We start from the raw sequence: 26324 nt of genomic DNA on the forward strand, positions 1-26324 counted from the left end.
GGATCATCGGACAAGGGAATTTCCAATTTCTATGATTTTTCACCTTGACATATTACCGCAGGACTTTATGTCATGAACAACTGCTTCTAATGATGACAAATCAAAAATATTGTATGTTTTAACGCTGCGATCCACCTTTTTGACAAGACCTGTCAGAACTTTTCCAGCACCGATTTCAATAAACGTTGTCACCCCTGCTTGAATCATCGACCGTACACTTTCTTCCCATCGAACAGGAGAATAAAGCTGCTCAATCAAAAGGCTCTTGATTTCATCTTTATTTTGAACAGGAGCAGCAGTCACGTTTGCGATGACAGGAACGGATGCATCTTGAATGGTCACTTCATCAAGCACTTTTGACAGCTCGCTGGCAGCCGGCTTCATCAATTCAGAATGAAATGGACCGCTTACTTCCAGCGGGATTACCCGCTTGGCGCCCTTTTCTTTAGCAAGCTCCCCAGCTCTTTGTACTCCTTCTTTTGTTCCAGAAATAACGATTTGCCCGGGACAATTTAAATTTGCCAGTTGTACTAGTGTGCCTTCATTCGAGATTTGTTTTGTTATGTTTTCAAGTTCTTCCTGCACCATACCTAAAACGGCAGCCATGGATCCTTCTCCTGCAGGAACCGCTTTTTCCATCAGTTCACCGCGCTTTCTTACAACATAGACTGCATCTTCAACTGTCATGACGTTTGCCGCCACTAATGCTGTATATTCACCCAGGCTGTGTCCGGCAACATAATCAAAAACGACTTCATACTGTTTCAATGCTTCAAAAATCGCAGCGCTTGTCGTCAGCAGTGCAGGCTGTGCATTGTATGTTAACGTCAATTCTTCTTGCGGACCGTTGAAAATAATAGAAGTTAAATCAAAGTCTAAACGTTCATTTGCTTTTTGAAAAATTTCCTTGGAAATGGGAACTTGATCAAAAAAATCTTTTCCCATACCGACTTGCTGAGAGCCTTGTCCCGGAAACAGAAGAGCAGTTTTCCCCATTGTCAATCCCCTTTCAATTGCATGTTCTGAATCGTTTCTTCTATCGTTGAAGATACGGAGTTCGCCACTATTTCCCGAGCCTGGCGAATAGCATGAAAAATAGCCAGCTCATCGGATGAACCGTGGGCTTTGATCACCGGTGCTTTCAGCCCGAATAAGCAAGCCCCGCCATGCTCTGAATAATCCATTTTTTTCTTTAGTCCTTTTAATTTCGGCTTCAAAACAGCTGCAGCAATTTTCGCTGTAAAAGAGCTTGTCAACGCATCTTTCATCATGGCAAATACCGAAAGTGCTGTGCCTTCAATGGCTTTCAAAGCAATGTTTCCTGAAAAACCGTCCGTTACTACAACATCAGCCGCTCCTGACAGCAGGTCGCGCGCTTCTACATTGCCGACAAAGTTGATCGGCGATTGAGATAGAAGTAGAAAAGCCTGTTTAGCTAATTCGTTCCCCTTTTTCTCCTCCGTTCCAATGTTGAGCAAGCCAACTCTCGGAGATTTGATCCCTCTCACCTTTTCTGCATAAACGGAGCCCATGATTGCATACTGCTGCAGATGTTCCATTTTCGCATCTGCATTAGCGCCGACATCGAGCATCACAAAGCCTTTTCCATCAAGGGTCGGCAGCGTTGGTGCCAGCGCCGGCCGGTCGATGCCGTTTATACGGCCGATAATAAACAGACCGGCAGTCATAAGCGCGCCTGTATTCCCAGCTGAAATGCAGGCATCCGCCTTTTTGCCGCGAACTCTTTCAGCCATAATGACCATCGACGCATTTTTTTTTCTGCGCACAGCCCGAACAGGTTCGTCGTCATTTTCAATTTTTTCTTCTGTATGAAAAATAGAAACGTTTGTATGTCTACCTTCTAACAATGGAGTGATCAGCGACTCATTTCCGATTAATTCAATTTCCAAATCAGAAAATTCATCAAGCGCTCTTAATGCTCCTTTTACAACCGCTTGAGGCGCGTTGTCTCCCCCCATTGCATCAATGGCTATCTTCATGTTTTGCCCCTTCCTTTTTAGATTGATTCGCAGATCTGAACATTTCAAATTCACCTGAAAAAACGAGTTCGTTGCCGACATAGCTGTTTACTTCAACAAACGTGCGGCCTTTATCTCGGTCAATGCGAGTGACTTTTGCTTTTGCGACAACGCGCTCATTTTCTTTTACTTGCCGTGTGAAACGGATTGTCGCTTTAGCCGTTAATGCCAATTCATCATCAATGCAAGCAACGGCAAGAGAGTTCGCTTGTGCAAATAGATGATGGCCGCGTGCAATTTGATTTCGGCTAAAAACATGCTCTTTTTTAACATCAAAAATCGAAATAGCCGATTTATCGAGCTCAAGATCAATAATTTCACCGATCACTTCATCAATCGGAAGGGATTTGACTTCATCTTCAAGTTTTCGTTCAGCGACATGCTTGATTCGTTCTCTTAATTCCGGGATCGACAGTTCTAGTCTGTCCAAACGGATGGTTTGGACGCTGACGCCAAATTTTTCAGCTAATTCTTCATCTGTAATAAAAGGCGTTTCTTGAATTGTTTCCAACAATAAACGCTGTCTTTCCTTTTTACTGCGTCTCATTTTTTACACCGTCCGACTAGTATTAAGACTAGGTACTAATAACAAGTATATAATCAAAGAAATAAGTTTGCAACCATGAATTCTTTTTTGGCTAATCCAGCTTCTCTCCGCTCAACACTCCGGAAGCCTCTAAATCATCGCGGAGCGGCGCAAATTGTTCATCTTTCCAAAAAGCATCAGACTGAATCAGTTTGGCAGCGTCAGATCTCGCAGTTTCAAGCGCTCTGTAATCATGGACCATGTCGGCGATTTTAAACTCTGGTATGCCGCTTTGTTTTTTGCCGAAAAAATCTCCTGGACCTCTAAGCTCCAAATCTTTTTCAGCTAAACGGAAGCCGTCATCTGTTTCCGTCATAATTCTCATTCTTTCTTTTCCTATTTCTGATTTCGGATCTGAAAGCAGTATGCAATAGGATTGCAAATTTCCCCGGCCAACTCTTCCTCTCAGCTGATGGAGCTGGGCAAGACCAAACCGCTCCGCATCGTAAACTAACATGACCGTGGCATTCGGTACGTTTACGCCCACTTCCACTACTGTCGTGGAGACAAGAACTTGCACTTTATTTTCGCTAAAATCCATCATCACCTGATTTTTCTCTTCTTGTGACATGCGTCCATGCAAAAGGCCGATTTGAATTCTGCCCTGATAAAATTGAGTTAATTGACTGTGCACTGTCACAGCATTTTCAACATCCAAATTTTCCGATTCTTCAATTAACGGACAAATCACATACGCTTGATGGCCCTTTTTCACTTCTTTTTCAATAAATATTAGAATTCGGGTTAACATTTCCGGCCGAACCCAATATGTTTTTACCTTCTTTCTTCCGGAAGGCATTTCATCAATGATGGAAACATCCATTTCGCCAAATGCAGTTATAGCAAGAGTTCTTGGAATAGGAGTTGCCGTCATAAATAACACATCTGGGAATTCTCCTTTTTCCCGCAATATTCTTCGCTGATTGACGCCGAACCGATGCTGTTCATCCGTAATCACAAGCCCTAAACGGCAAAAATTCACTTCCTCCTGAATAAGGGAATGCGTCCCTATGATCATGTTAATGTCCCCGGATTTCAACTGAAGAAGCAGTTCTTTTCGTTTTTTCCCTTTGATTGAGCTTGTTAATAAAGCGATGCGGACAGACGTATGCGAAAAAAGATTTGACAATGATTTCGCATGCTGCTCAGCTAAAATTTCCGTCGGAACCATCAATGCCGCTTGATAGCCGCTTAACACAGCGGCATACATCACAATGGCAGCAACTGCGGTTTTCCCTGATCCAACATCTCCTTGAAGAAGGCGGTTCATCCTGTAGGGTGAAGACATATCGGATAAAATTTCCGAAACGACACGCTTTTGTGCGTTTGTTAATGAAAAAGGAAGCGTGTCGATAAAGGATTGCAATTCTTTTCGATCAAAATGATGAGAAATTCCTCTTGAGGAAGACCTGCGAAAATGTTTAATCGCCTGCATTTTCAATTGAAATAATAAAAATTCTTCGTAAACAAATCTTCTTCTTGCTTGTTTCAGTTCATCGGCATTTTTGGGAAGGTGCATGGCTCTTACCGCTTCTTCTTTCATCGGCAATTTATATCGCTTCCTGAGCATTTCCGGCAAATTTTCTGGAATAAAACTGGAATACGACTGGATGGCGGTCCTGATAATCCGTTTTAGCTCTGAAACAGTCAACTTTCCGCGGACTGAATAAACGGGTTCTACTTCTTGATTTTGCTTATGAGGCCCAAAATGAATCTGTTGAACATTGACAGTTTGCCGATTGCGGTCCCAAATGCCAGAGACGGTAACAACTTGATTGATAGCAAGCTTCTGTTTGTAATATGGTCTATTAAAACATACTGCAGTGACAACATAACGGCCGACAAGCATGCGAAAGGAAAGACGCGACCGCTTCTTTCCGTAATAGGTCAGCAATGGCTCGCTGTAAACCTTTCCTTCGACTGTCACCCTTTCTTTATGTTTCACTTCAGCAAGATCCTTTAAACGGTTGTCTTCATAGCGATTAGGAAAATAATAAAGCAAATCAGAAACAGTATGTATTCCCATATCATGCAGCAAACGTTCTGTTTGTTCTCCTACCCCTTTAACCGCTGTGACCGGTTGTAGCAATTGGTTCATGTTCTGTTTGCAGCTTTGAACTTAGCCGCGGGAAACCTCCTTTAAAACCGTTTGAAATATCGATATTTAGTTTACCAAAAATACTTAAACCGTGAAATAAAAAGAGGAAGGCCGAAGCCCTCCTGCTCTACTCAACTGAAAAAATATAAGAATATAATGGCTGATTTCCATTATGAACCTCAATTTCGATATGTTCATAATGATTTTCAACATGTTGGACTAATTGGTCTACTTCGTTTTCGGATGCATCTTCTCCTTGGAGAATCGTCAATATTTCATCCTCTTCATCGATCATTTGATCCAACAACTTTTTGGCAGCTTCAAGCTTGCTTTTATCTTTTGCGACGATGGTTTTCTCGTAAATCCCCATGAAGTCTCCTTTTTCTATCGCAAGTCCGTCAATACTTGTATCCCTTACAGCATATGTGACTTGTCCTGTTTTCACATTCCTGCTTGCTTCCTCCATCGCCTTTACGTTTTCCTCTAAACCGAGTTCAGGATTGAAAGCCAGCAGGGCGGATAATCCTTGAGGAACGCTTTTCGTTTCAATGACTCTTATATTTTTATCAGTTATTTGTGCTGCTTGATTGGCTGCCATAATGATATTGGAATTGTTCGGCAAAATAATAATATTCTCTGCGTTCAACTGTTCGACAGCCTTTACAAAATCTTCCGTACTTGGATTCATCGTCTGGCCGCCTTCAATAATTTTTGTTGCACCAATTGATGTAAAAAGATCGGAAATTCCCGAGCCCATGGCAACCGCGATAATACCGTACTTTTCATTTTTGGGTGCCGCCGGTTCAGTAGATAATACATTTTCCGTTTGATTATTGACAATTGTACTATGCTGCTCGCGCATGTTTTCAATTTTCATATTCAATAAGCTGCCGTAGCGCTGCCCGTATGTCAATACCTCGCCAGGCTGTTCAGAATGGATATGTACTTTGACAAGTTCATCATCGGCAATTACTAAAAGCGAATCTCCGAACCGGGATAAATCTTCGCGAAATTTCTTTTCAGAAAACGGCTCTTTTTCTTTTTCAAACCGAACCATAAATTCTGTACAATATCCATATTTAATATCTTCTGTATTAATATGACTTTGTGCATTTTTATGATGCTCTGCACTTACCAGTTTGTCCATCGAAGGAAGCTTAGGGGATTCGGAAATTTTCTCTCCCTTTAATTCTGCCAAAAATCCCTCGTAAATAAATACAAGTCCTTGTCCACCGCTGTCCACAACGCCCACTTCTTTTAGGACAGGCAGAAGCTCAGGCGTTCTCTTTAATGACTCCTTTGCTTCTTTTACCACTTCTTCCATAACAATTGTCAGATCATCGGTTGATTTAGCTGTTTTAACAGCTTTTTTCGCAGCATCTTTTGCAACCGTTAAAATAGTCCCTTCAACAGGCTTCATAACAGCTTTATAGGCAGTATCAACACCTGCTTGAAAAGCTTTAGCAAATTCATCCGCATTGATCGATTCTTTTCCTTCAACTGCTTTTGCAAACCCACGAAAAAGCTGGGATAAAATAACCCCAGAATTTCCACGCGCGCCCATTAACAGACCTTTTGCAAATGCTCCAGCTACAGAACCGATATTTGATGAAACATGTTTTTGTACTTCTTTTGCTCCAGCTGTGATGGATAAATTCATGTTTGTTCCCGTATCCCCATCCGGAACAGGAAAAACGTTTAACGCATCCACCACTTTCGCATTATTAGATAGATGATTCGCTCCTTGAATCACCATTTCCGCAAAGCGCTTCCCATCAAGCAAAGTATTGGCCACAAATGTTTCCTCCTTCTCTACGGATTCGTAACACGAACCCCTTGCACATATATGTTAATGGAATCGACAGATAATCCAAGAATTTGATTTAATGTATATTTCACTTTTGTTTGAACATTATGAGCAACTTCTGATATTTTTGTTCCATAGCTGACAATAATATACATATCAATATGAACGCTCTCTTGTTCTTGGCGGACGATCACTCCACGGCTGAAATTTTCTCGCCGTAAAATTTCTGAGAGTCCGTCTTTAATTTGATTTTTGGAAGCCATTCCGACAATTCCGTAACAATCAACAGCTGCACCGCCGGCAACTTGTGCGACTACATCATTCGAAATTTCGATCTGGCCATATTTCGTTTTTAATTCGATGGACATTCGAGTTCCTCCTTTAGCATACGTTCATTACAAACATTTTACTATATGATGATTTGGATTTAAAGAAATGTCATGGCTCCCTACATAATAAGAGCATTAATACATGATGATGTCAAGCGTAAATTCTTGAAAGTGAGGTGAATTTATATTGCAATGATCAAGGGTGTATGTTACATTATTATAGTATCTTGAAACATTGTCAAAATAGCAATTTCCTTGCAAGTTAGGAGGTATAGAAATGGCTCGTAAATGCGTAATTACTGGCAAAAAAACAAGCTTTGGCAATACGCGCTCTCACGCTATGAACGCTTCAAGACGCAAATGGGGAGCGAACCTTCAAAAAGTGCGAATTCTTGTGAATGGAAAGCCAAAACGTGTATACGTTTCTGCACGTGCTCTTAAATCTGGAAAAGTTGAGCGTGTATAAAACAAAAGTTAGACGACAAGAGGTTGGATTATGATCAGAAGAAATCGGCGAATCCCGATATCTTCTGATCAAAAGTATTTCGAAAATAAGCGTTTAAAAAATCGGCGCTTTAACAAACTTCTGCCCGTTTTGTTTCAATACTCTTTATTCACCTTTTGAAGCACTTCCAATGTCACATTTCTTCAAGCACATTCTTCTTTTTAGGCGAATCCTACAACTATAAAATCCACGTTAACATGAAATTTTTTCAAACTGCTAAAAAAACTACATAGGTTATTTACTACATATTAACGATCGGAATACATTCCACTTTCTTAAACAGTTTGCCTTTCTTCAGCGCGATCCGTGTTCCTTTTGGCATAAACAAAATCAACCGCATAAAGTCTACTTTAAATTAAAAAAAATTCTTTTTTACACAAAAAAGATGGAAGAAAAATGAGGCAGCTTTTTAGTATTGAAGACAAAAATCCCTGCCATTTACTGTATTTGTTAAAAGTTTGCTAAAAACGAAGGCAACATGCACTTAATCGGGGTCCTCTATTATTTTTTCCAGTTGAAGATGAACATTCTAACAGAATGGTAAATCCCCACAATATAATTTGGTATAAAAAAAGCTTGTAGAGTTCACACCATTTGGCTTTGTCTACAAGCAGAAAGCACCTTGATAGGTGCTTCTTTAATCTTTCTTAAATGAACCGAGCATTGCCCGTATAATTCCTCCTAAAAACCTCGGAAGCTTAATTGTATAAAATCTCATTTATATTTACCCTCCCCATGAGAAATCTAAAAAACGTCTATAAGTAGCATATTCATCATCCGTATTTTAGATACTAATTAGAACGTCTTCATCAACTTTTCTTACAATATCTTTATGCATGAAAAAAATAAAAAAGTACTTGACATCTATTGAAGAATCAACATAAAAATGAAAAATTTTTTCCTTTAAATGTGAAAAGAACCGCATATAAACGGTTCTTTCACATTCCTCTTATAGATTTGATCGCTTGTTTGCGATCTTTTTGATTATAAATGGCTGATCCTGCCACAAGCACATTTGCTCCAGCTTCCACACACAATTTGGCTGTTTCAGCGTTGATGCCGCCGTCCACTTCGATCTCAACTTGCAAATTTCTTTCTTTCAAGATGCTAGAAACTTGCTGAATTTTTTTGATGACTGATGGAATAAACGCTTGTCCGCCAAATCCAGGGTTAACCGTCATCAAAAGCACGAGATCAACATCTTCTATTACATGCTCGATCATCGATACAGGAGTATGTGGATTTAAAACAACACCTGCTTTCACTCCATTCGATTTGATTAAATGGATCGTTCGATGAAGATGCGGGCAGGCTTCCGCATGAACGGACAACAAGTCGGCTCCTGCTTCAACAAAAGCAGGAATATAACGATCAGGCTGTTCAATCATTAAATGAACATCAAGCGGCAGCTTGGTCACTGGGCGGATCGCTTGCACAATGAGCGGACCGATCGTAATATTCGGCACAAAGTGGCCGTCCATCACGTCAACATGAATGTAATCCGCTCCTCCTTTTTCCACATCAATAATTTCTTCTGCCAACCTAGAAAAATCTGCGGATAAAATCGAAGGTGCAATTTTAACCATGTTCAATACCTCGGCTTTCTTTCTTTTATCTCTTCTAAAAACTGAAGATAATGTTCGTACCTGTAGGAGGAAATATCGCCATTTTCAACCGCTTCTTTAACGGCGCATTTTGGCTCCTTCTGATGAAGACAGCCTCGAAATTTACATTGAATGCTAAATTCTTTTATCTCTGGAAAGCAATTCGGCAAGTCAGCAGCTTCTATACCCGTAAACTCCAGCGAACTAAATCCGGGCGTATCGGCGACTAGTCCCCCTCCCAATGAAATGAGCTCTACATGTCTCGTTGTATGCTTTCCTCTCCCCAAATGATCGGAAATTTCTCCTGTCTTCAATTGCAAACGGTGATCCAGGCAGTTCAACATGGAGGATTTGCCAACTCCAGATTGCCCGGCAATCACTGAAATGCTGTCTTTTAAATAAGGAATGACCTGTTTAACTGTTTCAGGCTCTTTTGTAGTCATCAAAAAGACAGGATAGCCAATTTTTTCATAATCTTTGGCAAACTGACGAATCTTTTCATCTATTACATGATCTGCAATTAAGTCAATTTTTGTAATACAAATGATCGGGCGAATGTTTTTGGCTTCCATTAACACCAAAAAGCGATCCAGCAGCTTGGCACTAAAATCTGGACTTACAGCGGAAAAAACTAAGATCCCTTGATCAATGTTTGAAATGGGCGGACGGATCAATTCATTCTTTCTTTGCAAAATTTCTAGAATGTAGCCTTCTTTTTCATTTTCCGCCTGAAAAATAACTTCATCTCCTACTAGAGGGGAAATTTTATTTTTTCGAAACACCCCTCTTCCCCTGCATTGATAAAGCTTATTTTCAGCCAATACGTAATAAAATCCGCTTAACGCTTTAACAATTTTGCCTTTTGGCATACATGACCTCCTTTTTCATTAATTTTCAGGATAAGGAACCGTTTCAGTTTTCACCACTTCATTATTCAGCAAAACTTGATAATAAGCGGATTGACCAGGTTGAATCGTCAACTCAATTTTCTTTTTGGTAGGCTTTGATATTTTAAATGTTTCATAAGGTTCACCGATAGAATGCTCAGCATCATTGATATAAATACCCACTTCCGCTTCTTCGCCGTGAATTTCGGGATCAAACGGGATCTCTACTTCACGGACGACTTTTTTGTCCGGCTTTTCTTCCGGACCTAAGGAAATAACCACTTCTATTTTTTCACCCGGAAGCACTTTTTTTCCTGCACTCGGTGATTGGGAAATCACTTGACCGGCAGGAACTTCATCGGAATGTTCTTCTTTCTTTGAAAAAGATAAACCTTCTTTTTCCACATAGTCTTTAACAGCTTCTTCTGTGTATCCCGTTAAATCTGCAAGCGTGATTTTTCTCGGTCCTTTGCTCACGGTTAATGTAATTTCATCTTCATCAGGAATGAGCTCTGCTCCCTCACTCGGAGATTGGTCAATGACAGTTCCTTCCTCTTCTCCGCTATATTCTTCCAATACTGTAATGTTGGAAAATCCTTTTACTTCAAGGAGCTGTCTTACTCTTTCGATATCCTTCCCGATATAATTATCAAGCGTCACCTTTTTCTTGCCTGCACTTTCATAAATGATAATAGAAGAACCTTCTTCTACCATTTCTCCTGCTTCTGGTTCTGTCCTTATGACATATCCTTCTTCAATTTCATCGTTTTCCAACAAAATCGTGTCTTTGACATCAAATCCTTCCTTCAGCAATTGGTTGACAGCTTCCTCATATGTTTTCCCTCTCACATCAGGCACTTCTACATCTTTTGGAAGGATTAGTTTAGGAAGAACGAGAAGTGCTAAAATGATGGCTATGATGACTACAGCTGTCGCCATCCATAACATTTTCAGCCATTTTCTTTTTTTCTTAGGGCTTACAATATTTTCATGCTTTTGTTCCTTTTCTGCTCCCGTCGACTTTCGATCCTTTGCATGATGAATGATTGTTTGTTCCCCAGTTTCAGGTATATCATGTAAAATAATCGGATGGGTGATCGTTTTTTCGTCGTTATCAGGTATTTCAAATTTCTTTTCATCTAATCTGTCTGTATTAAAGGCAGTGCGAATATCTTCTCCCATTTCTTCCGCAGAGGAATAACGGTGAAGAGGGTCTTTCGCCATCGCCTTTAAAATAATATTTTCGACGCTTTGGGGGATCTCAGGGTTCCATCTCTTTGGAGACGGAGCTTCTGATTGCAAATGCTTTAAAGCGATTGATACGGCCGATTCCCCGTCAAAAGGGAGCCTGCCTGTCAGCATTTCATACAGGACGATGCCGAGCGAATAAATGTCAGATTTTTTTGTTGCAATCTGACCTCTCGCTTGTTCAGGCGACAAATAATGTACAGAGCCCAGCACGGAATTAGTGTGGGTAATGGTTGTTGATGTCAGAGCCATAGCAATCCCAAAATCGGTCACTTTAATGTTCCCGAGGTTGTCAATAAGTATATTGTGCGGCTTTATATCTCTATGGACAATTTGATTTTCGTGTGCGTGAGCAATGGCTGATACGATTTGCTCCATTAAATTTAATGCTTCTCTAGGATGCAAAGGTGCATTTTGCTGGATGTACTGCTTTAACGTCTTGCCTTCCACATACTCCATCACGATGTAGTAAATGTTATCTTCTTCGCCGACATCGTAAATGCTGACGATATTCGGATGGGCAAGGCTTGTTGCCGATTGTGCCTCTCTCCTAAATCTTCGTATAAACTCATCATCATCTGAAAAATCTAATCGTAAAATTTTAATGGCAACGTCGCGTTCTAAAATAATGTCTCTTGCTAAATAAACGTTTGCCATTCCTCCTCCGCCAATCACTTTCAAAATTTTATAACGGCCGCTAATCCGCTTGCCGATCAGCATGTTCCATCACTCTCGTGGCCGATGACATGTTTATAAATAATGACAGAAATATTGTCATCGCCGCCGTTTTCATTTGCTAGCCGTATTAATTCCTTCGCTTTTTCTTCCAGTGATTGGTCGGATGATAAAATTGATTCCATTTCATGTTCCTGCACTTTATTCGATAAACCGTCAGAACAAAGAAGCAAATAATCGTTTACTTCTAGGCCGACTGTTTTAATATCTGCATCGACAGATTGTTCTGTGCCGAGAGCCTTCAATAAAATGTTTTTTCGCGGATGCTCTTTCGCATCCTCTTTTGAAATTTGTCCCGATTTCACAAGCTCGTTCACTAATGAATGATCATCGGTAATTTGAGCAAAACCGGCTTTATTTAACAAATAGCATCGGCTGTCGCCAATGTGGGCGATTGTAGCAAAGCTTTCAGTACAGATGGCGCCGACAAACGTCGTGCCCATTCCTTTACATTCCTTATGTTCATTCGCATATGTCAAAAGTTCTTCGTTGACTTCGGCAATATGATCGTTTATCCAGCGCTCCGCCTGCTCGGGATGTTCCATTTTTTCCGCTTCGTTCCAGCTTTTTTCAAAATGCTCGATCGTCATTCTGCTTGCGACATCGCCTGCGAGGTGGCCACCCATTCCGTCAGCCACGACAGCTAAAATTTGCCCCTGTCGGTTAAGAATGGCACTTGCGGCGTCTTCATTATGGGTTCTGACCTTCCCTTTGTCAGTAAAAACAGCGGTTTTCATTTATTCACCTCGTCTCTATTTTTCGCTCTTTTGCCCTTAACTGTCCGCAAGCTGCATCAATATCGTGTCCATGTTCTCTTCGGATCGTGACATTAATCCCTTGTTCCTTTAATGTCCGTTCAAAACGAAAAATTTGATTTTTGCTCGTGCGAACATAATTCCGCTCCGGAACATAGTTGACTGGAATTAAATTCACGTGGCATTTTAAATCTTTTATTAGCTCAGCAAGCTCGAGTGCGTGCTCCACTTGATCATTTACGCCTCCAAACAGTCCGTATTCAAATGAAATTCGCCGCCCTGTTTTGTCAATATAATATTTGACTGCCTTCATTAAATCAGGAAGCTTAAAAGCTTTATTGATCGGCATTAGCTTTGTGCGCAGTTCTGTATTCGGTGCATGGAGGGAAATAGCTAAATTGATTTGTAAATTTTCATCAGCAAATTGATAAATTTTAGGGATAATTCCGCTCGTTGAAACAGTAATGTGGCGGGCGCCAATGTTCAATCCTTTTTCGTCGTTGATGATTTTTAAAAATGACATCATTTCTTCATAGTTGTCAAAAGGCTCTCCAATCCCCATTATGACGACATGGCTGACTCGTTCGCCGATTTCATCTAATATTTGCTGAACTTTTATGACTTGAGCTACAATTTCCCCCGCAGATAAATTTCGTTTTAATCCACCTAATGTGGAAGCGCAAAAGGTGCACCCGATTCGGCAGCCAACTTGTGTTGTCACACATACTGAGTTTCCGTAATTATGCCTCATTAACACCGTTTCAATGGAATAGCCGTCATGGAGCTCAAACAAAAATTTCATCGTGCCGTCTTTTGACGTTTGCTTAACAATTGTTTTCAATGTTGTCAAATCGAAATGCTCCGCCAATGCTTCCTTCAATGACTTTGGCAAATTGGTCATTTTATCGAAAGAGGCAACGCGTTTTTTATACAGCCAATCAAAAATTTGTGCTGCTCGAAAGCTTTTTTCGCCTTGTTGTTCAAGCCATTCTTTTAAATCGGAATATTTTAACGAATAAATAGATGGTTTTACTTGCATCTTGTCCATCATTGTACCTTCCTTCTCAAAGCCGCGATAAAAAATCCGTCGGTATTGAAATATTGCGGCAAAATTTGCACAAAGCCGTTTTCGACGTATTGTCGAACTTTTTCCGGCATTCGATCTTTTAACGTCTCATCTAATTGAAAGTCATCATGCTCCTTTAAAAAATATTTTATCATCTCCTCATTTTCTTGTTTATCTATTGTGCAAGTGCTATAAACAAGCAAACCTCCAGGCTTCACCAAATCAGCTACGGAAGCTAATATCTTTTTTTGCACTGATGTTAAAGAAAGAATATCTTCTTCTGTTTTCGTATATTTTATTTCCGGTTTTTTTCTTATGACACCGAATCCGCTGCACGGTGCATCCACTAAAATTTTGTCGAAGCTGTTTGGCGGAAAATGCTCCGAGGCGTTGCGGCTGTCCAGCACTTTTGCGTTTACATTCAAGAGCCCAAGCCTTGATGCTTGTTTTTCGATGAGCTGGATTTTATGCTCGTGCAAATCTAGGGAGACGACTTTACCCGTATTATTCAAAAGCTCTGCAATATGAGTTGACTTCCCTCCCGGAGCTGCACATGCATCCAAAATTTGCTCTCCTTCTTTTACATGTAAAGCTAGCGAGACGAGCATCGAGCTTTCATCTTGAATGGTGAACCAACCTTTTTGATAGAGGCTCGTATTCGCTAAATTTCCTTTTACAGCTTCGATGGCCTCATCAACCAGCTTTCCCTTTACCGCCTTTATTCCTTCTTTTTCCAAAGCAGCGATCGCCTGAGGAACTGTCGTTTTCAGCTTGTTCACTCTAGCTGTCTGTTTAGCATGCAAAAGCTGCGAGGATAATATATTTTCCGCAGTCTCAAACCCGTATTGACTCGCAAGCCGTTCGACAAGCCATTTCGGAGCGCTTGTCTTTACCGCTGAACGCTCAATCGGATCTTGTATATCTTTAATGGTAGGGAGGCCTTTTCGTTGTATATTTCGCAAAACACCGTTTACTAGAGCCGCAATCCCTTTATGTCCTCTCTTTTTGGCGATTTCCACTGCCTCATAAAGAACTGCGCGGTCAGGAATCCGATCTAAATACACCATTTGATAAAGCGATATTCTTAAAAGCTGGATCACCCAATTGCTAATTTTTTTCTTTTTCTCTAGAAAATGCGATAAATAGTAATCAAGAGTCAGCTTCCGCTGGATGGTTCCGTAGACAAGCTCTGTCAATAAAGCAGCATCTTTTTGCTCCAATTTATATTTATCAATCCATGTATTTAGCAGCAGGTTGCTGTATGCTTGTTTTTCTTCGATGGCCACTAGTAAATCCATTGCTAGTTCTCTTGCATTTCGTTTTTTCATTCGAATGTCATCCCTATTTCAATTTGCGTTCCTCTTAAAAATTGCTCGCAGCTCATTTTTTTCTTTCCGGACGGCTGAAGCTCAATAATTTTAATGGAAACGTCATTTCCTGTTGCAACAACGAAACCGTCCTTGTCGACGGAAACAATTGTTCCAGGCTCTGCTTGGTGTTCTTTCTTCACTTTTTCTCCCCACCAAATTTTAATCGTCTTTCCGTTCAAAACCGTGTAGGCAACTGGCCAAGGATTTAACCCGCGAATGTGGTTGTACACCTCTTCACCGCTTTTCGTCCAATCGATTTTTTCCTGTTCCCTTTGAATATTCCAGGCAAATGTGGCTTTCGTTTCATCTTGCGGAATTGGAGTTATACTGTTTTCTAAAATTTTCGGTATCGTTTGTGATAAAAGATTGGCGCCTGCTTCGCTCAATTTGTCGTGCAATGTAGCAACCGTATCCCTTTCATCAATTGGAACTTCGACTTGTGTTAAAATATCTCCGGCATCCAGTTTTTCCACCATATACATGATCGTAACTCCCGTCTTCTTTTTGCCTTGCATGATGGCATAATGAATGGGTGCTCCGCCTCGCAGCTCAGGCAAAAGAGAAGCATGTACATTTATACAGCCATATTTCGGTGCGTCCAAAATCTCTTTTGGCAAAATTTGACCAAAAGCAGCCGTTACAATTAAGTCGGGTTTTAACGCCAAAATTTTTTCTATTTCTTCTTTGTGACGGATTTTTTCAGGTTGAAACACTGGAATGTTATGTTGTTCTGCAGCCACTTTTACAGGCGGAGGCGTCAATTGTTTTTTTCTTCCTTTCGGGCGGTCTGGCTGTGTGACAACCGCACAAACGTCATGACCGTCTTTTACGATTCGATTTAGCACTGGTACAGCAAAGTCAGGCGTGCCCATAAATATAATTTTCGCCATACATATCTCCCTTCTATTGTTTCCAACTCATCAACATCTAAAAACTAGATATGATGCTAACAATTTACATAACCAATTTATAGAATGGTATACGGATTTAGATCAATCATCAATTTTAAATCCGTTTGCGACATGTCCTCTTCATAATGCTCGAACAATAATTTCAGTGTTTTATACAAGTTTTTTTCCCGTTTGTATTTTATCATGCATTGAAATCGATATCTATCTTTCATCTTCGGTATTGGCGAACTGACAGGACCGAGGATCTGCGCCTCATTTGATAAATGAAGCTTTAAATATTGTCCAATTTTCTCCGTTACTTCAGCTGCTTTTATCGCATTTGGATGGGAAACGGTAATGAGAATGAGAAAATAATAGGGCGGATAGGCAAAAGATTTTCTCATTTTCATTTCCTGTCGATAAAATGTTTCAAAATCATGCAAGCTTGCCAATTGAATGGAGTAATGCTCAGGCGTATAAGTTTGAATCACCACTTCCCCCGGAAGCTCATGCCGGCCTGCTCTTCCGCTTACTTGCGTTAATAATTGAAACGTTTTTTCTCCAGACCGGAAATCAGGAAGATGGAGCATCGTGTCAGCCGAAAGCACTCCGACCAATGTGACATCAGGGAAGTCCAATCCTTTTGCAATCATTTGTGTTCCAAGCAGGATGTCTGCTTTTTTTTCGCCGAATGCGTTTAAAAGCTTTTCATGCATTCCTTTACGGCTGGTCGTGTCGACATCCATCCGTATGACACGCGCTTCCGGGATAAGCCTGTTGAGCTCTTCCTCGATACGCTGAGTTCCTGTTCCGAAAAAGCGAATATGCTCGCTTCCACATTCTGGGCATCGAGACGGCATGGCTGTTTCGAATTGGCAATAGTGGCATTTTAGCTTTTCCCCATGCCGATGATAAGTAAGGGAAATATCGCAATGAGGACATCCTATGACATGTCCGCAATTTCTGCACATGACGAAGGAAGAATAGCCGCGCTTGTTTAATAAAAGTACAGATTGCTCTCCTTTCTTCAAGCGATCTGTCAGCTTTTCAAACAACGTTCTTGAAAACATCGATCGGTTGCCGTTTCTCAGCTCCTCCCGCATGTCGACAATATGGACTTCCGGCAGAGGACGGCGGTTGACGCGTTCTTTTAAAGTTAACAACGTATAAACGCCTTTTTGTGCTCTCGCAAATGATTCAAGCGTCGGAGTGGCGCTTCCTAAAATGACTGGACATTGATGATATTTCCCTCTGTAAATGGCAACGTCCCTTGCATGATACCGAGGACTTTCCTCCTGTTTATAGCTAGTTTCATGCTCTTCATCAATAATAATGATGCCGATATTTTGAAACGGGGCAAAAATTGCTGATCTCGCCCCGACGACAAGCTTCGCTTCTTTCCGGTAAATTTTCCGCCATTCATCGAACTTTTCCCCGCTGGACAACCCGCTATGAAGAACAGCAACCTGGCTGCCAAATCTGCTTTTAAACCGCTGAACCATTTGAGGAGTCAACGATATTTCAGGTACTAGCACGATCGCTTCTTTTCCTTCATTCAATACCTTCTCGATCGCTTGCAAATAAATTTCCGTTTTGCCGCTTCCCGTGACCCCATACATTAAAAATACTTCGTGCTCGTGTCGATTCAGCTTGTCTAAAATCGGCTCCATTGCACGTTTTTGTTCGTCAGTTAACGGTAAAGGCTTCGTTCTCGGAAACTGTTTATGCTCATAAGGATCTCTGTAAATTTCTACTTGCTCCTCTGTCAAAATGCCTTTTTTAATTAACGCTTTGACGGCAATTGAAGCTCCTTGTATGCTGTTCGTCAACTCCGTTAATAAAATCGGATTAGGATGATCAATAAAAAATTGAATAACCTCTTTCTGTTTATGGGCGCGAGCTGGCAAATGCTGAAGCTGTTCTTCAAGCTCACGAACCGGCAAAAGAGGCTTTACATATTTCACAAGCCGTTTTTTTTGCTTTTGTTCGACACGATAATCGATTTGCAAATTCCCATTACGAATTTCCTTTTGAACGACGGCGACAAGCGATGAAGGTAAATCCTCCCATGAAAGCGGCCCTCCTTTTTCGAAAGCAGTCCTGATCTCTTCAGGCAAATCCTCCAATTGAGCGGAGCTCGATGGCTTGATTTCTTTTATGTACCTCGTTTTCATCGCAGCCGGAAGCATTGCCTGAAAAGCGGTGATTTTATAGCAAAGAGTCGTTTCACTAAGCCATGCGCCAAGCTCTAACAGTTCATGATTTAATACCGGTTCCGGATCAAAAAGCGAATGGATCAGTTTCACACTGTCAATATCTGTTTCATTTTTTAACTGAACGACAAATCCAGTAAGCTTGCGGGAGCCGAAAGGAACGATGACCCTCATGCCAGGCTGGATTACGCCAGCGAATTTATTTGGAATTTCGTAGTCAAATAGCTTGTCCGTGCCTTTTGCCGGGACATCCACAACAACGCTTGCATACCGCATTATCTATTCACCTTTCAAAAGCTTTTCAATTTCTCTTAAAATTGCATTTGCCACTTCTTTTTTAGACATAAGCGGATACGCCTTCTTTTCTCCGTTTCTATGAAAAATCGTCACTATATTTGTATCCTTTTGAAATCCTGCTCCTGGTTCATTTACATTGTTGGCGACAATTAAATCCAAGTTCTTTTCATTCAGCTTATGCAGCGCATATTGTTCAACATTTTCCGTTTCCGCCGCAAATCCTACCAGCAATTTTGTTCCTTTCTTCTCGCCGAGTCTTTTTAAAATGTCTTCCGTACGTTCCAATTCAATGACTAATGAGCCGTCCTTTTTTTTCATTTTTTGATCAAATGTTTGTTTCGGCCGATAATCAGAAACTGCGGCAGATTTAATCACAATGTCGGCTTTGTCAAAATGGTTCATCACTTCATGATACATCTCTTCAGCACTTTCAACTGGCACAAATGTCACCCCGGCCGGCGGCGCAAGAGAAGTCGGACCGGAAATTAAAATTACGCTCGCTCCAAGCTCCTTCGCCTGCTCGGCGATCGCATAGCCCATTTTTCCGCTTGAATGGTTGGAGAAAAACCGGACAGGATCTATTTTTTCCCTTGTCGGCCCCGCAGTAATGATAATTGTTTTCTGATTCAAGACGGAAGGTACCTTCGTTTGATCGGAAAAATGGTTTTGAATGAGTTCAACGATTTTGTCCGGCTCTTCCAGGCGGCCTTTGCCAACGTAACCGCATGCAAGATGTCCTTCTTGCGGTTCAATAAACTGATAGCCGTCCCGATAAAGCGTTTCAATGTTGCGTTTTACAGCCGGATGGCCATACATATGTACATTCATTGCAGGAGCAATCCAAACCGGTGCAGTTGTCGCCAGCAGTGTCGTTGTCACCATATCATCGGCAATCCCTGAGGCAAGTTTCCCAATGATATTGGCAGTTGCTGGAGCTACGAGCACTAAATCAGCCCAGTCGGCTAAATCGATATGTGCAATCACTTTCGCATCTTTTTCATCAAAAGTATCTAAAAACACTTCATTTCTCGATAGTACTTGAAACGTCAAAGGGGTGACGAATTTCGTAGCAGATTCTGTCATGATCACTTTCACATCAAAACCCGCCTGTGTCAGCTTGCTCGTCAAAGCTGCAGCCTTGAAAACCGCTATTCCTCCCGTTACACACAATAAAATACGTCTCGGACGTGCCACTTTGTTCTCCTCCTATTTCTCAGCTTTTTAAAAAAATAACAACCTATCAAGTAGGTTGTTATGACAGCAGCTATTATTTCTCAATCTTTTCATAATTAAGCAGCCCTGCATCAATTTCTTCCAGCGCTTTTCCGACATATTTTACAGATACCGTGTTTTCCAATTGCTGGTCATTGTTTTGCTGCATTTGCCGCGCTCTTTTTGCTGCTACAGTTACTAGTGTATATTTTGAATTGATACGGTTTAATAGGGAATCAATTGATGGATAAAGCATCAAGACTCAACCTCCAAAAATTTTTTGTACATTTGTGCAACTCTTTCCCTTCTGCAATGTTCAGCAGTCACAATCGCTTTAATTTTTTCACAGGCAAGATTCACTTCATCATTAACAACAACATAGTCATAATAATCCATCATGTCAATTTCTTCTTTTGCTTTTTTCATCCGATTATTGATCAAGTCAGCTGACTCTGTTCCTCTCGTGACAATTCGATTTTTCAGTTCTTCCAGGCTAGGCGGGAGTAAAAATATAAACAACCCGTCAGGAAATGCCTTTTTAACTTGAAGAGCCCCTTGAACTTCAATTTCTAGAAAAACATCTTTTCCTTCTGCAAGTGTTTTCTCTACATATTCAACGGGTGTACCGTAATAATTCCCAACATATTCTGCCCATTCAAGCAGTTTGTTTTCCTTAATCATCTGTTCAAATTGTTCGCGTGTTTTAAAAAAATAATCTACACCGTCCTTCTCACCCTCCCGTGGGGTTCTCGTCGTCACTGAGATCGAATATTGAAAATTGACGTCTTTTTGTGCAAACAACGCTTTGCGAACAGTGCCTTTTCCCACTCCGGACGGTCCAGACAAAACAATTAACAAACCTTTTTTCTTTAATTGCATTTCAAATTTACCCTACCCTTCATCAGACAGCTCATCTTTATTGGAAAGCCTTTGAGCAACTGTTTCCGGTTGGACGGCAGACAATATAATATGGTCAGAATCCATTATAACAACTGCTCTCGTCCTTCTTCCATATGTCGCATCAATAAGCATTCCTCGTTCTCTTGCATCTTGAATCATCCGCTTTATCGGAGCCGATTCGGGGCTTACAATGGAAATGATGCGGCTTGCTGAAACGATGTTGCCAAAGCCAATATTAATTAATTTAATTCCCATGATTTTTCCCCCTAAAAAGCCTTTATTCAATATTTTGAACTTGCTCTTTTAATTTTTCAATAACAGTTTTCAATTCCACAACGAAAGCAGAAATGGCCGAATCATTCCCTTTAGCTCCGATCGTATTGGCTTCCCGGCTCATCTCTTGAACGATAAAATCAAGCTTCCGCCCTATCGGTTCATCTTTTTCGATCGTTTTTCGAAACTGGCTCAAATGGCTTTCTAATCTTGTCAATTCTTCCGTAATATCCGATTTGTCAGCGAAAATTGCCACTTCCAACAATATTCTATTCTCATCAATATTCCCTGTTATAAACTCGGATAAACGCTTTTGCAATTTATCTCTGTAGTTGCTTGCGACAATACTGGCTCTTGATTGAATATGTTCTATGATTTGCTCTAACGCTTCCAAATGCTCAAGCAAGTCTTCTTTTAGCTTGCTTCCTTCTGCAGCCCGCATTTCCAGCAGTTGATTGGCCGCTTCATGAACAGCTTCTAACATCATACATTCAAGCTCTTCATTTTCATTCGCAACCTCTTGAATTTCAAAAATATGTTCATCATGCAAAAGGTGCATGAAACGAATGGAATCATCTATATGAAAACGGCGTTTCATTTCGTTCAAAGCGTCTATGTATTGAGCGGCAAGGGACCAGTCAACGTTTAGGGTTCTGGAAAAAAGACCCTCTCCGCTGACCGTGATGTACAATTCCACACGTCCTCGATTTATATAAGATTGTACGGCTTTCTTTATTTTTTCTTCAAGCGAAAAAAAATTTTTAGGCATCCGCACGCTGATTTCACAAAACCGGTGATTGACCGATCTCATCTCAACTGTTATTTGCATCTGCTGCACCGTTTTTACCGAGCGGCCAAATCCCGTCATGCTTAATACCATTGTACCACATCCGTTCTTTCGTCGCCTTCAAAACAAAAGAAAAAAAGAAAGGTCATAGAATAGCATCTATCACCTGAAAAAATTATAACATAACTTATCGTTTTTTTCTTGTTAAAATTGATCCTGCCAGCAAAAATGTCGGCAGAGCGGACATGACGAAAATAAACAGCCAATCTCGAGCTATGATAGGCGTTGTATGGAAAATCGGTTGAAGCGGCTCATAATAAATGACAACAAGCATTAAGATTATGGATGAAAAGACTGCCAGCAGCAAATAAATGTTGCTAAAAGGATTCCGGTCAAAAATCGTTTTTTCCGTTCTTGAATCAAACACTAAAATCAATTGGGACAAAACAAGTGTTGCAAAAGCAGCTGTTTGCGCGTAGGCAAGCTGTTCTGTATTCCGTTCATAAATGAAGTAAAAGACAAGTAGTGTGGACAGCCCGATTAAAAACCCGCGAGATAAAATTTTCCAGCCAAGCCCTCTCGAAAAAATCCCTTCTTTCGGATCGCGAGGCTTTCTTTTTAACACATCTTCTTCTGCAGGATCAAGGCCAAGCGCCATAGCCGGCAGGCCATCTGTTACAAGATTCACCCACAAAATTTGAATCGGAACAAGCGGCAGTGGCAATGCTAAAATCATGGCAAATAACATAACTAGTATCTCTCCTACATTTGATGCTAATAAATAGCGAATAAATTTCCTGATATTGTCATAAATATTGCGCCCTTCTTGAATCGCTGCTTTAATGGTGGCAAAGTTATCATCAACGAGAATAAGAGAGGAAGCTTCTTTTGCCACATCGGTGCCGCTCATTCCCATCGAAATGCCTATGTCTGCCGCTTTGATTGCCGGGGCATCATTTACGCCGTCTCCAGTCATTGCAACGATATGTCCTTTGTTTTGCAAAGCTTTCACAATTTTCAATTTATGCTCCGGAGAAACTCTGGCAAATACGTAAATATCATCAACTACTTCTTCCAATTCTTCAATCGTGAGCTTGGACAAAGATGAACCGTCCATTACTTTACCGTTAGGCGGCAATATTTCTAGTTCTTTTGCGATAGCTTGTGCGGTAATAACATGATCGCCTGTTATCATGACAGTTTTAATGCCTGCTTCACCGCATTCCTTCACCGCTTGTTTCACTTCTGGTCTTGGCGGGTCAATCATTCCTTGTATGCCAATGAAAATAAGAGAAGATTCCGCTTCAGCTTGGGGTAGAGATCCTGTATGAAGCGGTTTGTATGCAATTGCTATCGTTCTTAATGCTTCGTTTGCCTGATGAAAAATCGCCTTTTGAATGTCATTTTTTCGCTGCTCCGTTAAACGTTCTTTTCTATCGTGCCAAAGAACATGTGTCGAACGTTCTAATATAACATCTGGAGCTCCTTTTGCAACTGCAAAGCATTTTCCGTCTTTATCTTGAACAATGACGGACATCATTTTTCGGTCGGAGTCAAAAGGAAATTCTCGCATAATATGAAATTGCTTCAATAATTTTGATTTTGCCAGTCCCGCTTTCATGCCAGCCACGATCAACGCACCTTCCGTCGGGTCGCCATCAAGGGAATATTCTCCATTTGTTTCAATAATATCAGATGTTGAAGCAAGCATTCCAAACATTAACATTTGCTTCAACGGTTTATGAGCAGCCGGATCAATTTTTTTTCCGTTTTCAAAAAACTCCCCAGCAGGCTGATAGCCCGCACCTGTTACCTTCCATGATTTATTGCTTATCCAAATGTCTGTCACAGTCATTTGGTTTTGAGTCATTGTTCCTGTTTTATCTGAACAAATGACGGTTGCACATCCGAGTGTTTCAACAGCTGGAAGCTTTCGGACAATTGAATTTTTCTTGATCATCCGCTGGACGCCCAATGCCAATGCAACCGTAACAATCGCCGGCAAGCCTTCAGGAATCGCCGCCACTGCCAGCGAGACCCCCGCCAAAAACATTTCATAAACAGCATGTCCTTGCATGACTCCGATTCCTGCTACTAATACCGTCAAGAGAAGAGCTACAACAATTAAAACTTTGCCCAGCTCTTCTAATTTTCTCTGCATCGGTGTCAATTGCTGCTCCTGGGTTTGCAGCAAATCTGCAATTTGCCCCATTGCCGTTTTCATGCCTGTAGCCACGACAACGCCGACTCCGCTTCCTCTTGTTACAAGCGTGCCCATAAAGGCCATATTTTGCATATCGCCAACGGATCCTTGATTCCCTTTTAATGGGCGTGTATGTTTTCCAACAGGGACGGATTCGCCAGTTAGTGCCGACTCCTCGACTTCAAGGCTTGATACTTGAATGAGACGCACATCAGCTCCGATTCGATCGCCGCTTTTAAATTTAATGCAGTCCCCTACGACAATTTCTCTCGAAGGGATCTTCACCCACTTCCCGCTGCGCAATACAGTAGTCTGCGGGCTTGACAGTTCTTTTAATGCAGCAAGAGACTTCTCTGCCTTTTTCTCTTGAATAAATCCAAGAACTCCGTTCAAAATCACAATCGCAATAATGGCAACTGCATCAATATACTCTCCTAAAAGGCCGGAAATGACGGTTGCCGCAATTAAAACAAGAACCATGAAATCTTTAAACTGGCCGAAAAATAACAAAAGATTTGATTGCCGTTTTCCTTCTGCAAGCTCATTGTATCCTAATTTTTTTCTGCGGTTTTCTGCTTCTTTTTCTGATAATCCTTTTTTTATATCGACATTCAATGATTGAATTGCTTCTTGTTCTGTCAATTCATGCCATTTCATGAATTTCTGTTTCACCCCTTTTCACCTTTTGATACACGCTCTAAGAACAACATATTCAGCCTTGTCCTAAAACATGTTATAATTTAGTAAGTTTTTTCTTGGACTTCATGGAAAAAGGGTGAGCAAATATGTCTTTTGACGGCATTTTTACATATTGTGTTCAAAGAGAATTGAAACAAGAGCTTGAAGGCGGAAAAATCACAAAAATTCATCAGCCTTCTAAGCACGATCTTATCTTGCAAATTCGTCAGAAAGGTAAAAATTATCGTCTGCTTATATCCAATCATCCCAATTTTGCGCGCATTCATCTTACAGCCTCCAACTATGATAATCCGCAAGAACCGCCGATGTTCTGTATGGTTTTAAGAAAGCATTTGGAAGGAAGCATCATTGAGGAAATCAGCCAGGTCGGACTTGATCGAATCGTCATGCTGCAAATGAGATCCCGCAATGAATTAGGGGATATCACCAGGAAACAATTATTTGTCGAGATCATGGGAAAACATAGCAACATCATCTTAGTCGATCAAGAAAAGAAGATGATCATTGACAGCATCAAACATGTATCAGCTGCAGTCAATCGCCATCGCTCTGTTTTGCCCGGACACGCATATGTTTTTCCTCCAGACCAAGGCAAATTGAATCCTTTTCATGCTTCAGAAGAAACGGTTTTGAAAAAAATTGATCTGTTTTCAGGAAAATTTGAAAAACAAATTGTCGACCAATTTGCTGGCATCTCGCCTCTGTTGGCAAAAGAAATCGTCTACCGCTCTGGAATCGCCAATAAGGAATCGGTTGCCAGAACGCTTATGTCCGTTTTAAATCAAATAAAAAGCGGAAGCATTGTTCCGCAAATGACAAAAACTTTAAATAAAGAATATTTTTATATTTTGCCTTTAGAGCACGTAAAAGGAGAAAGGAAAACATTTTCTACCATAAGCGAATTGCTAGACCGATATTTTTACTCGAAAGCGGAACGCGATCGAGTGAAGCAGCAAGGGCAGGATTTAGAACGCTTCATCATCAACGAACGAAAAAAGAATGAAACGAAAATCCAAAAGCTAAAACACACGCTCAAAGAGGCTGAAAAAGCAAATACGCTACAGCTTTACGGCGAACTATTGACAGCGAATATGCATGCAGTGAAAAAAGGGGATAAAGAAGTCGAAGTTATCAACTATTATGACGAGGATGGACAAAAGATCAAAATTCCGCTTGATCCTTTGAAAACTCCTTCTGAAAACGCCCAAAGTTATTTCCAAAAATATCAAAAAGCCAAAAATTCCGTTTTAGTTGTCAAATCGCAAATCGAAAAAGCAGAACAAGAAATCGAATATTTTGACCGGCTTCTCCAGCAGCTTGAAACAGCTTCTCCTAAAGACTTAGAGGAAATTCGAGAAGAATTGATTGAAGGGGGATATTTGAAAAAAAGAGCGAACATCCAGAAGAAAAAAAATGCTAAACCTGTTTTAGAAGCTTATCTGTCCAGCGACGGAGCTGAAATATTAGTCGGCAAAAACAACAAGCAAAACGAATACTTGACGAACCGGGTTGCTGCTAGAGACGATATTTGGCTTCATACAAAGGACATACCGGGCTCCCATGTTGTCATCCGGAAAAAAGATCCGTCTGAACAGACCATTTTAGAGGCAGCGAATCTGGCAGCTTATTTCAGCAAAGCGCGCCAATCAAGCTCCGTACCTGTCGATTATACAAAAGTGCGCTATGTAAAAAAACCGAATGGCGCCAAGCCTGGGTTTGTCATATATGAAAATCAGCAAACGGTCTATGTGACGCCTGATGAAGAGCTCGTGCTGAAGTTGAAAAAACAATAGACGTTTTTTCTGCTTCTCCTTCTGCTTT

23 protein-coding genes are annotated in these 26324 nt (G+C 40.9%); 2 read left to right on the top strand and 21 right to left on the bottom strand.

Features of this window, described 5'->3' with window-relative positions; genetic code table 11:
• Positions 1 to 39: 39 nt before the first annotated feature.
• The 6 genes from fabD to NSR00_RS05645 form a co-directional block, all read right to left on the bottom strand.
• The gene (fabD, locus tag NSR00_RS05620) at positions 40 to 996 is read right to left on the bottom strand and encodes an ACP S-malonyltransferase (protein WP_339196579.1); all 957 of its coding nucleotides are present in this window, start codon (positions 994 to 996) and stop codon (positions 40 to 42) included.
• A gap of 2 nt (positions 997 to 998) precedes the next feature.
• On the bottom strand, positions 999 to 2000 hold the full coding sequence (gene plsX / locus NSR00_RS05625) for a phosphate acyltransferase PlsX (RefSeq protein WP_340787538.1): 1002 nt from the start codon (positions 1998 to 2000) through the stop codon (positions 999 to 1001).
• The gene (gene fapR / locus NSR00_RS05630; RefSeq protein ID WP_063388440.1) at positions 1984 to 2586 is read right to left on the bottom strand and encodes a transcription factor FapR; all 603 of its coding nucleotides are present in this window, start codon (positions 2584 to 2586) and stop codon (positions 1984 to 1986) included. The genes plsX and fapR overlap by 17 nt, the downstream gene beginning before the upstream one ends.
• A 91-nt stretch (positions 2587 to 2677) precedes the next feature.
• Complete coding sequence (recG, locus tag NSR00_RS05635; protein ID WP_340787540.1) at positions 2678 to 4723, bottom strand: ATP-dependent DNA helicase RecG; 2046 nt, start codon at positions 4721 to 4723, stop codon at positions 2678 to 2680.
• 127 nt (positions 4724 to 4850) lie between these two features.
• Entirely contained in the window at positions 4851 to 6518 is a 1668-nt protein-coding gene (locus NSR00_RS05640; protein ID WP_066246543.1) for a DAK2 domain-containing protein, read from the bottom strand.
• A gap of 17 nt (positions 6519 to 6535) precedes the next feature.
• Positions 6536 to 6898 carry an Asp23/Gls24 family envelope stress response protein gene (locus NSR00_RS05645; RefSeq protein ID WP_063388443.1) on the bottom strand — a complete coding sequence of 121 codons (363 nt, stop codon included), beginning with the start codon at positions 6896 to 6898 and terminating at the stop codon, positions 6536 to 6538.
• A 238-nt stretch (positions 6899 to 7136) separates the two neighbouring features.
• On the opposite strand from NSR00_RS05645, the gene rpmB reads away from it, so the two are divergent.
• Complete coding sequence (gene rpmB / locus NSR00_RS05650; protein ID WP_063388444.1) at positions 7137 to 7325, top strand: 50S ribosomal protein L28; 189 nt, start codon at positions 7137 to 7139, stop codon at positions 7323 to 7325.
• 676 nt (positions 7326 to 8001) lie between these two features.
• Here rpmB and spoVM read toward each other — a convergent pair.
• From spoVM to NSR00_RS05725, 15 genes are all read right to left on the bottom strand, one after another.
• Positions 8002 to 8082 (bottom strand): stage V sporulation protein SpoVM, encoded by an 81-nt coding sequence (gene spoVM / locus NSR00_RS05655; RefSeq protein ID WP_063388445.1) that lies wholly within the window; start codon positions 8080 to 8082, stop codon positions 8002 to 8004.
• A gap of 220 nt (positions 8083 to 8302) precedes the next feature.
• A complete protein-coding gene (rpe, locus tag NSR00_RS05660) occupies positions 8303 to 8950 on the bottom strand; it encodes a ribulose-phosphate 3-epimerase (RefSeq protein ID WP_327847729.1) in 648 nt (215 codons plus the stop codon).
• A gap of 2 nt (positions 8951 to 8952) precedes the next feature.
• Complete coding sequence (gene rsgA, locus NSR00_RS05665) at positions 8953 to 9837, bottom strand: ribosome small subunit-dependent GTPase A (RefSeq protein WP_340787544.1); 885 nt, start codon at positions 9835 to 9837, stop codon at positions 8953 to 8955.
• Positions 9838 to 9855: 18 nt separating this feature from the next.
• On the bottom strand, positions 9856 to 11823 hold the full coding sequence (gene pknB / locus NSR00_RS05670) for a Stk1 family PASTA domain-containing Ser/Thr kinase (protein WP_327856280.1): 1968 nt from the start codon (positions 11821 to 11823) through the stop codon (positions 9856 to 9858).
• A complete protein-coding gene (locus NSR00_RS05675) occupies positions 11817 to 12575 on the bottom strand; it encodes a Stp1/IreP family PP2C-type Ser/Thr phosphatase (protein ID WP_340787547.1) in 759 nt (252 codons plus the stop codon). The genes pknB and NSR00_RS05675 overlap by 7 nt, the downstream gene beginning before the upstream one ends.
• Positions 12576 to 12579: 4 nt before the next feature.
• Positions 12580 to 13641, bottom strand: a complete 1062-nt coding sequence (rlmN, locus tag NSR00_RS05680) for a 23S rRNA (adenine(2503)-C(2))-methyltransferase RlmN (RefSeq protein ID WP_340787549.1) — start codon at positions 13639 to 13641, stop codon at positions 12580 to 12582.
• Complete coding sequence (rsmB, locus tag NSR00_RS05685; RefSeq protein ID WP_327847732.1) at positions 13641 to 14987, bottom strand: 16S rRNA (cytosine(967)-C(5))-methyltransferase RsmB; 1347 nt, start codon at positions 14985 to 14987, stop codon at positions 13641 to 13643. The genes rlmN and rsmB overlap by 1 nt, the downstream gene beginning before the upstream one ends.
• On the bottom strand, positions 14984 to 15919 hold the full coding sequence (gene fmt / locus NSR00_RS05690; protein WP_063388452.1) for a methionyl-tRNA formyltransferase: 936 nt from the start codon (positions 15917 to 15919) through the stop codon (positions 14984 to 14986). The genes rsmB and fmt overlap by 4 nt, the downstream gene beginning before the upstream one ends.
• Positions 15920 to 15996: 77 nt before the next feature.
• On the bottom strand, positions 15997 to 18408 hold the full coding sequence (gene priA / locus NSR00_RS05695; protein ID WP_339192955.1) for a primosomal protein N': 2412 nt from the start codon (positions 18406 to 18408) through the stop codon (positions 15997 to 15999).
• 3 nt (positions 18409 to 18411) lie between these two features.
• Complete coding sequence (gene coaBC / locus NSR00_RS05700) at positions 18412 to 19623, bottom strand: bifunctional phosphopantothenoylcysteine decarboxylase/phosphopantothenate--cysteine ligase CoaBC (protein ID WP_130158138.1); 1212 nt, start codon at positions 19621 to 19623, stop codon at positions 18412 to 18414.
• Positions 19624 to 19696: 73 nt separating this feature from the next.
• A complete protein-coding gene (gene rpoZ / locus NSR00_RS05705) occupies positions 19697 to 19897 on the bottom strand; it encodes a DNA-directed RNA polymerase subunit omega (RefSeq protein WP_063388646.1) in 201 nt (66 codons plus the stop codon).
• Positions 19897 to 20520 carry a guanylate kinase gene (gene gmk, locus NSR00_RS05710; protein ID WP_063388455.1) on the bottom strand — a complete coding sequence of 208 codons (624 nt, stop codon included), beginning with the start codon at positions 20518 to 20520 and terminating at the stop codon, positions 19897 to 19899. Before gmk ends, rpoZ begins: the two co-directional genes overlap by 1 nt.
• Before the next feature lie 12 nt (positions 20521 to 20532).
• Complete coding sequence (gene remA, locus NSR00_RS05715) at positions 20533 to 20796, bottom strand: extracellular matrix/biofilm regulator RemA (protein ID WP_063388456.1); 264 nt, start codon at positions 20794 to 20796, stop codon at positions 20533 to 20535.
• Between the two features lie 22 nt (positions 20797 to 20818).
• Positions 20819 to 21694: a YicC/YloC family endoribonuclease gene (locus NSR00_RS05720; RefSeq protein WP_339192956.1), complete on the bottom strand. Its 876-nt coding sequence runs from the start codon at positions 21692 to 21694 to the stop codon at positions 20819 to 20821.
• A 94-nt stretch (positions 21695 to 21788) separates the two neighbouring features.
• A complete protein-coding gene (locus NSR00_RS05725) occupies positions 21789 to 24461 on the bottom strand; it encodes a calcium-translocating P-type ATPase, SERCA-type (protein WP_340789157.1) in 2673 nt (890 codons plus the stop codon).
• 128 nt (positions 24462 to 24589) lie between these two features.
• On the opposite strand from NSR00_RS05725, the gene NSR00_RS05730 reads away from it, so the two are divergent.
• Entirely contained in the window at positions 24590 to 26296 is a 1707-nt protein-coding gene (locus tag NSR00_RS05730) for an Rqc2 family fibronectin-binding protein (protein ID WP_063388458.1), read from the top strand.
• Positions 26297 to 26324 lie beyond the last annotated feature (28 nt).

Origin of the sequence: Aeribacillus sp. FSL K6-8394 (assembly GCF_038008865.1) — a bacterium.
Classification (GTDB): Bacteria; Bacillota; Bacilli; order Bacillales; family Aeribacillaceae; genus Aeribacillus; species Aeribacillus composti.

Excerpts from the sequence above, each read along its gene's own strand:
- rpoZ (WP_063388646.1), bottom strand. The coding sequence starts at position 19,897 with ATGCTTTATCCATCAATTGATTCCCTATTAAACCGTATCAATTCAAAA.
- rpe (WP_327847729.1), bottom strand. The coding sequence starts at position 8,950 with ATGGTTAAAATTGCACCTTCGATTTTATCCGCAGATTTTTCTAGGTTG.
- priA (WP_339192955.1), bottom strand. The coding sequence starts at position 18,408 with ATGCGGTATGCAAGCGTTGTTGTGGATGTCCCGGCAAAAGGCACGGAC.
- NSR00_RS05725 (WP_340789157.1), bottom strand. The coding sequence starts at position 24,461 with ATGAAATGGCATGAATTGACAGAACAAGAAGCAATTCAATCATTGAAT.
- rlmN (WP_340787549.1), bottom strand. The coding sequence starts at position 13,641 with ATGGACAAGATGCAAGTAAAACCATCTATTTATTCGTTAAAATATTCC.
- fabD (WP_339196579.1), bottom strand. The coding sequence starts at position 996 with ATGGGGAAAACTGCTCTTCTGTTTCCGGGACAAGGCTCTCAGCAAGTC.
- rpmB (WP_063388444.1), top strand. The coding sequence starts at position 7,137 with ATGGCTCGTAAATGCGTAATTACTGGCAAAAAAACAAGCTTTGGCAAT.
- remA (WP_063388456.1), bottom strand. The coding sequence starts at position 20,796 with ATGGGAATTAAATTAATTAATATTGGCTTTGGCAACATCGTTTCAGCA.
- NSR00_RS05730 (WP_063388458.1), top strand. The coding sequence starts at position 24,590 with ATGTCTTTTGACGGCATTTTTACATATTGTGTTCAAAGAGAATTGAAA.
- pknB (WP_327856280.1), bottom strand. The coding sequence starts at position 11,823 with ATGCTGATCGGCAAGCGGATTAGCGGCCGTTATAAAATTTTGAAAGTG.
- fapR (WP_063388440.1), bottom strand. The coding sequence starts at position 2,586 with ATGAGACGCAGTAAAAAGGAAAGACAGCGTTTATTGTTGGAAACAATT.
- NSR00_RS05675 (WP_340787547.1), bottom strand. The coding sequence starts at position 12,575 with ATGAAAACCGCTGTTTTTACTGACAAAGGGAAGGTCAGAACCCATAAT.
- recG (WP_340787540.1), bottom strand. The coding sequence starts at position 4,723 with ATGAACCAATTGCTACAACCGGTCACAGCGGTTAAAGGGGTAGGAGAA.
- rsmB (WP_327847732.1), bottom strand. The coding sequence starts at position 14,987 with ATGAAAAAACGAAATGCAAGAGAACTAGCAATGGATTTACTAGTGGCC.
- gmk (WP_063388455.1), bottom strand. The coding sequence starts at position 20,520 with ATGCAATTAAAGAAAAAAGGTTTGTTAATTGTTTTGTCTGGACCGTCC.
- NSR00_RS05720 (WP_339192956.1), bottom strand. The coding sequence starts at position 21,694 with ATGGTATTAAGCATGACGGGATTTGGCCGCTCGGTAAAAACGGTGCAG.
- plsX (WP_340787538.1), bottom strand. The coding sequence starts at position 2,000 with ATGAAGATAGCCATTGATGCAATGGGGGGAGACAACGCGCCTCAAGCG.
- spoVM (WP_063388445.1), bottom strand. The coding sequence starts at position 8,082 with ATGAGATTTTATACAATTAAGCTTCCGAGGTTTTTAGGAGGAATTATA.
- rsgA (WP_340787544.1), bottom strand. The coding sequence starts at position 9,837 with ATGCCAAAAGGCAAAATTGTTAAAGCGTTAAGCGGATTTTATTACGTA.
- NSR00_RS05645 (WP_063388443.1), bottom strand. The coding sequence starts at position 6,898 with ATGTCCATCGAATTAAAAACGAAATATGGCCAGATCGAAATTTCGAAT.
- fmt (WP_063388452.1), bottom strand. The coding sequence starts at position 15,919 with ATGGCGAAAATTATATTTATGGGCACGCCTGACTTTGCTGTACCAGTG.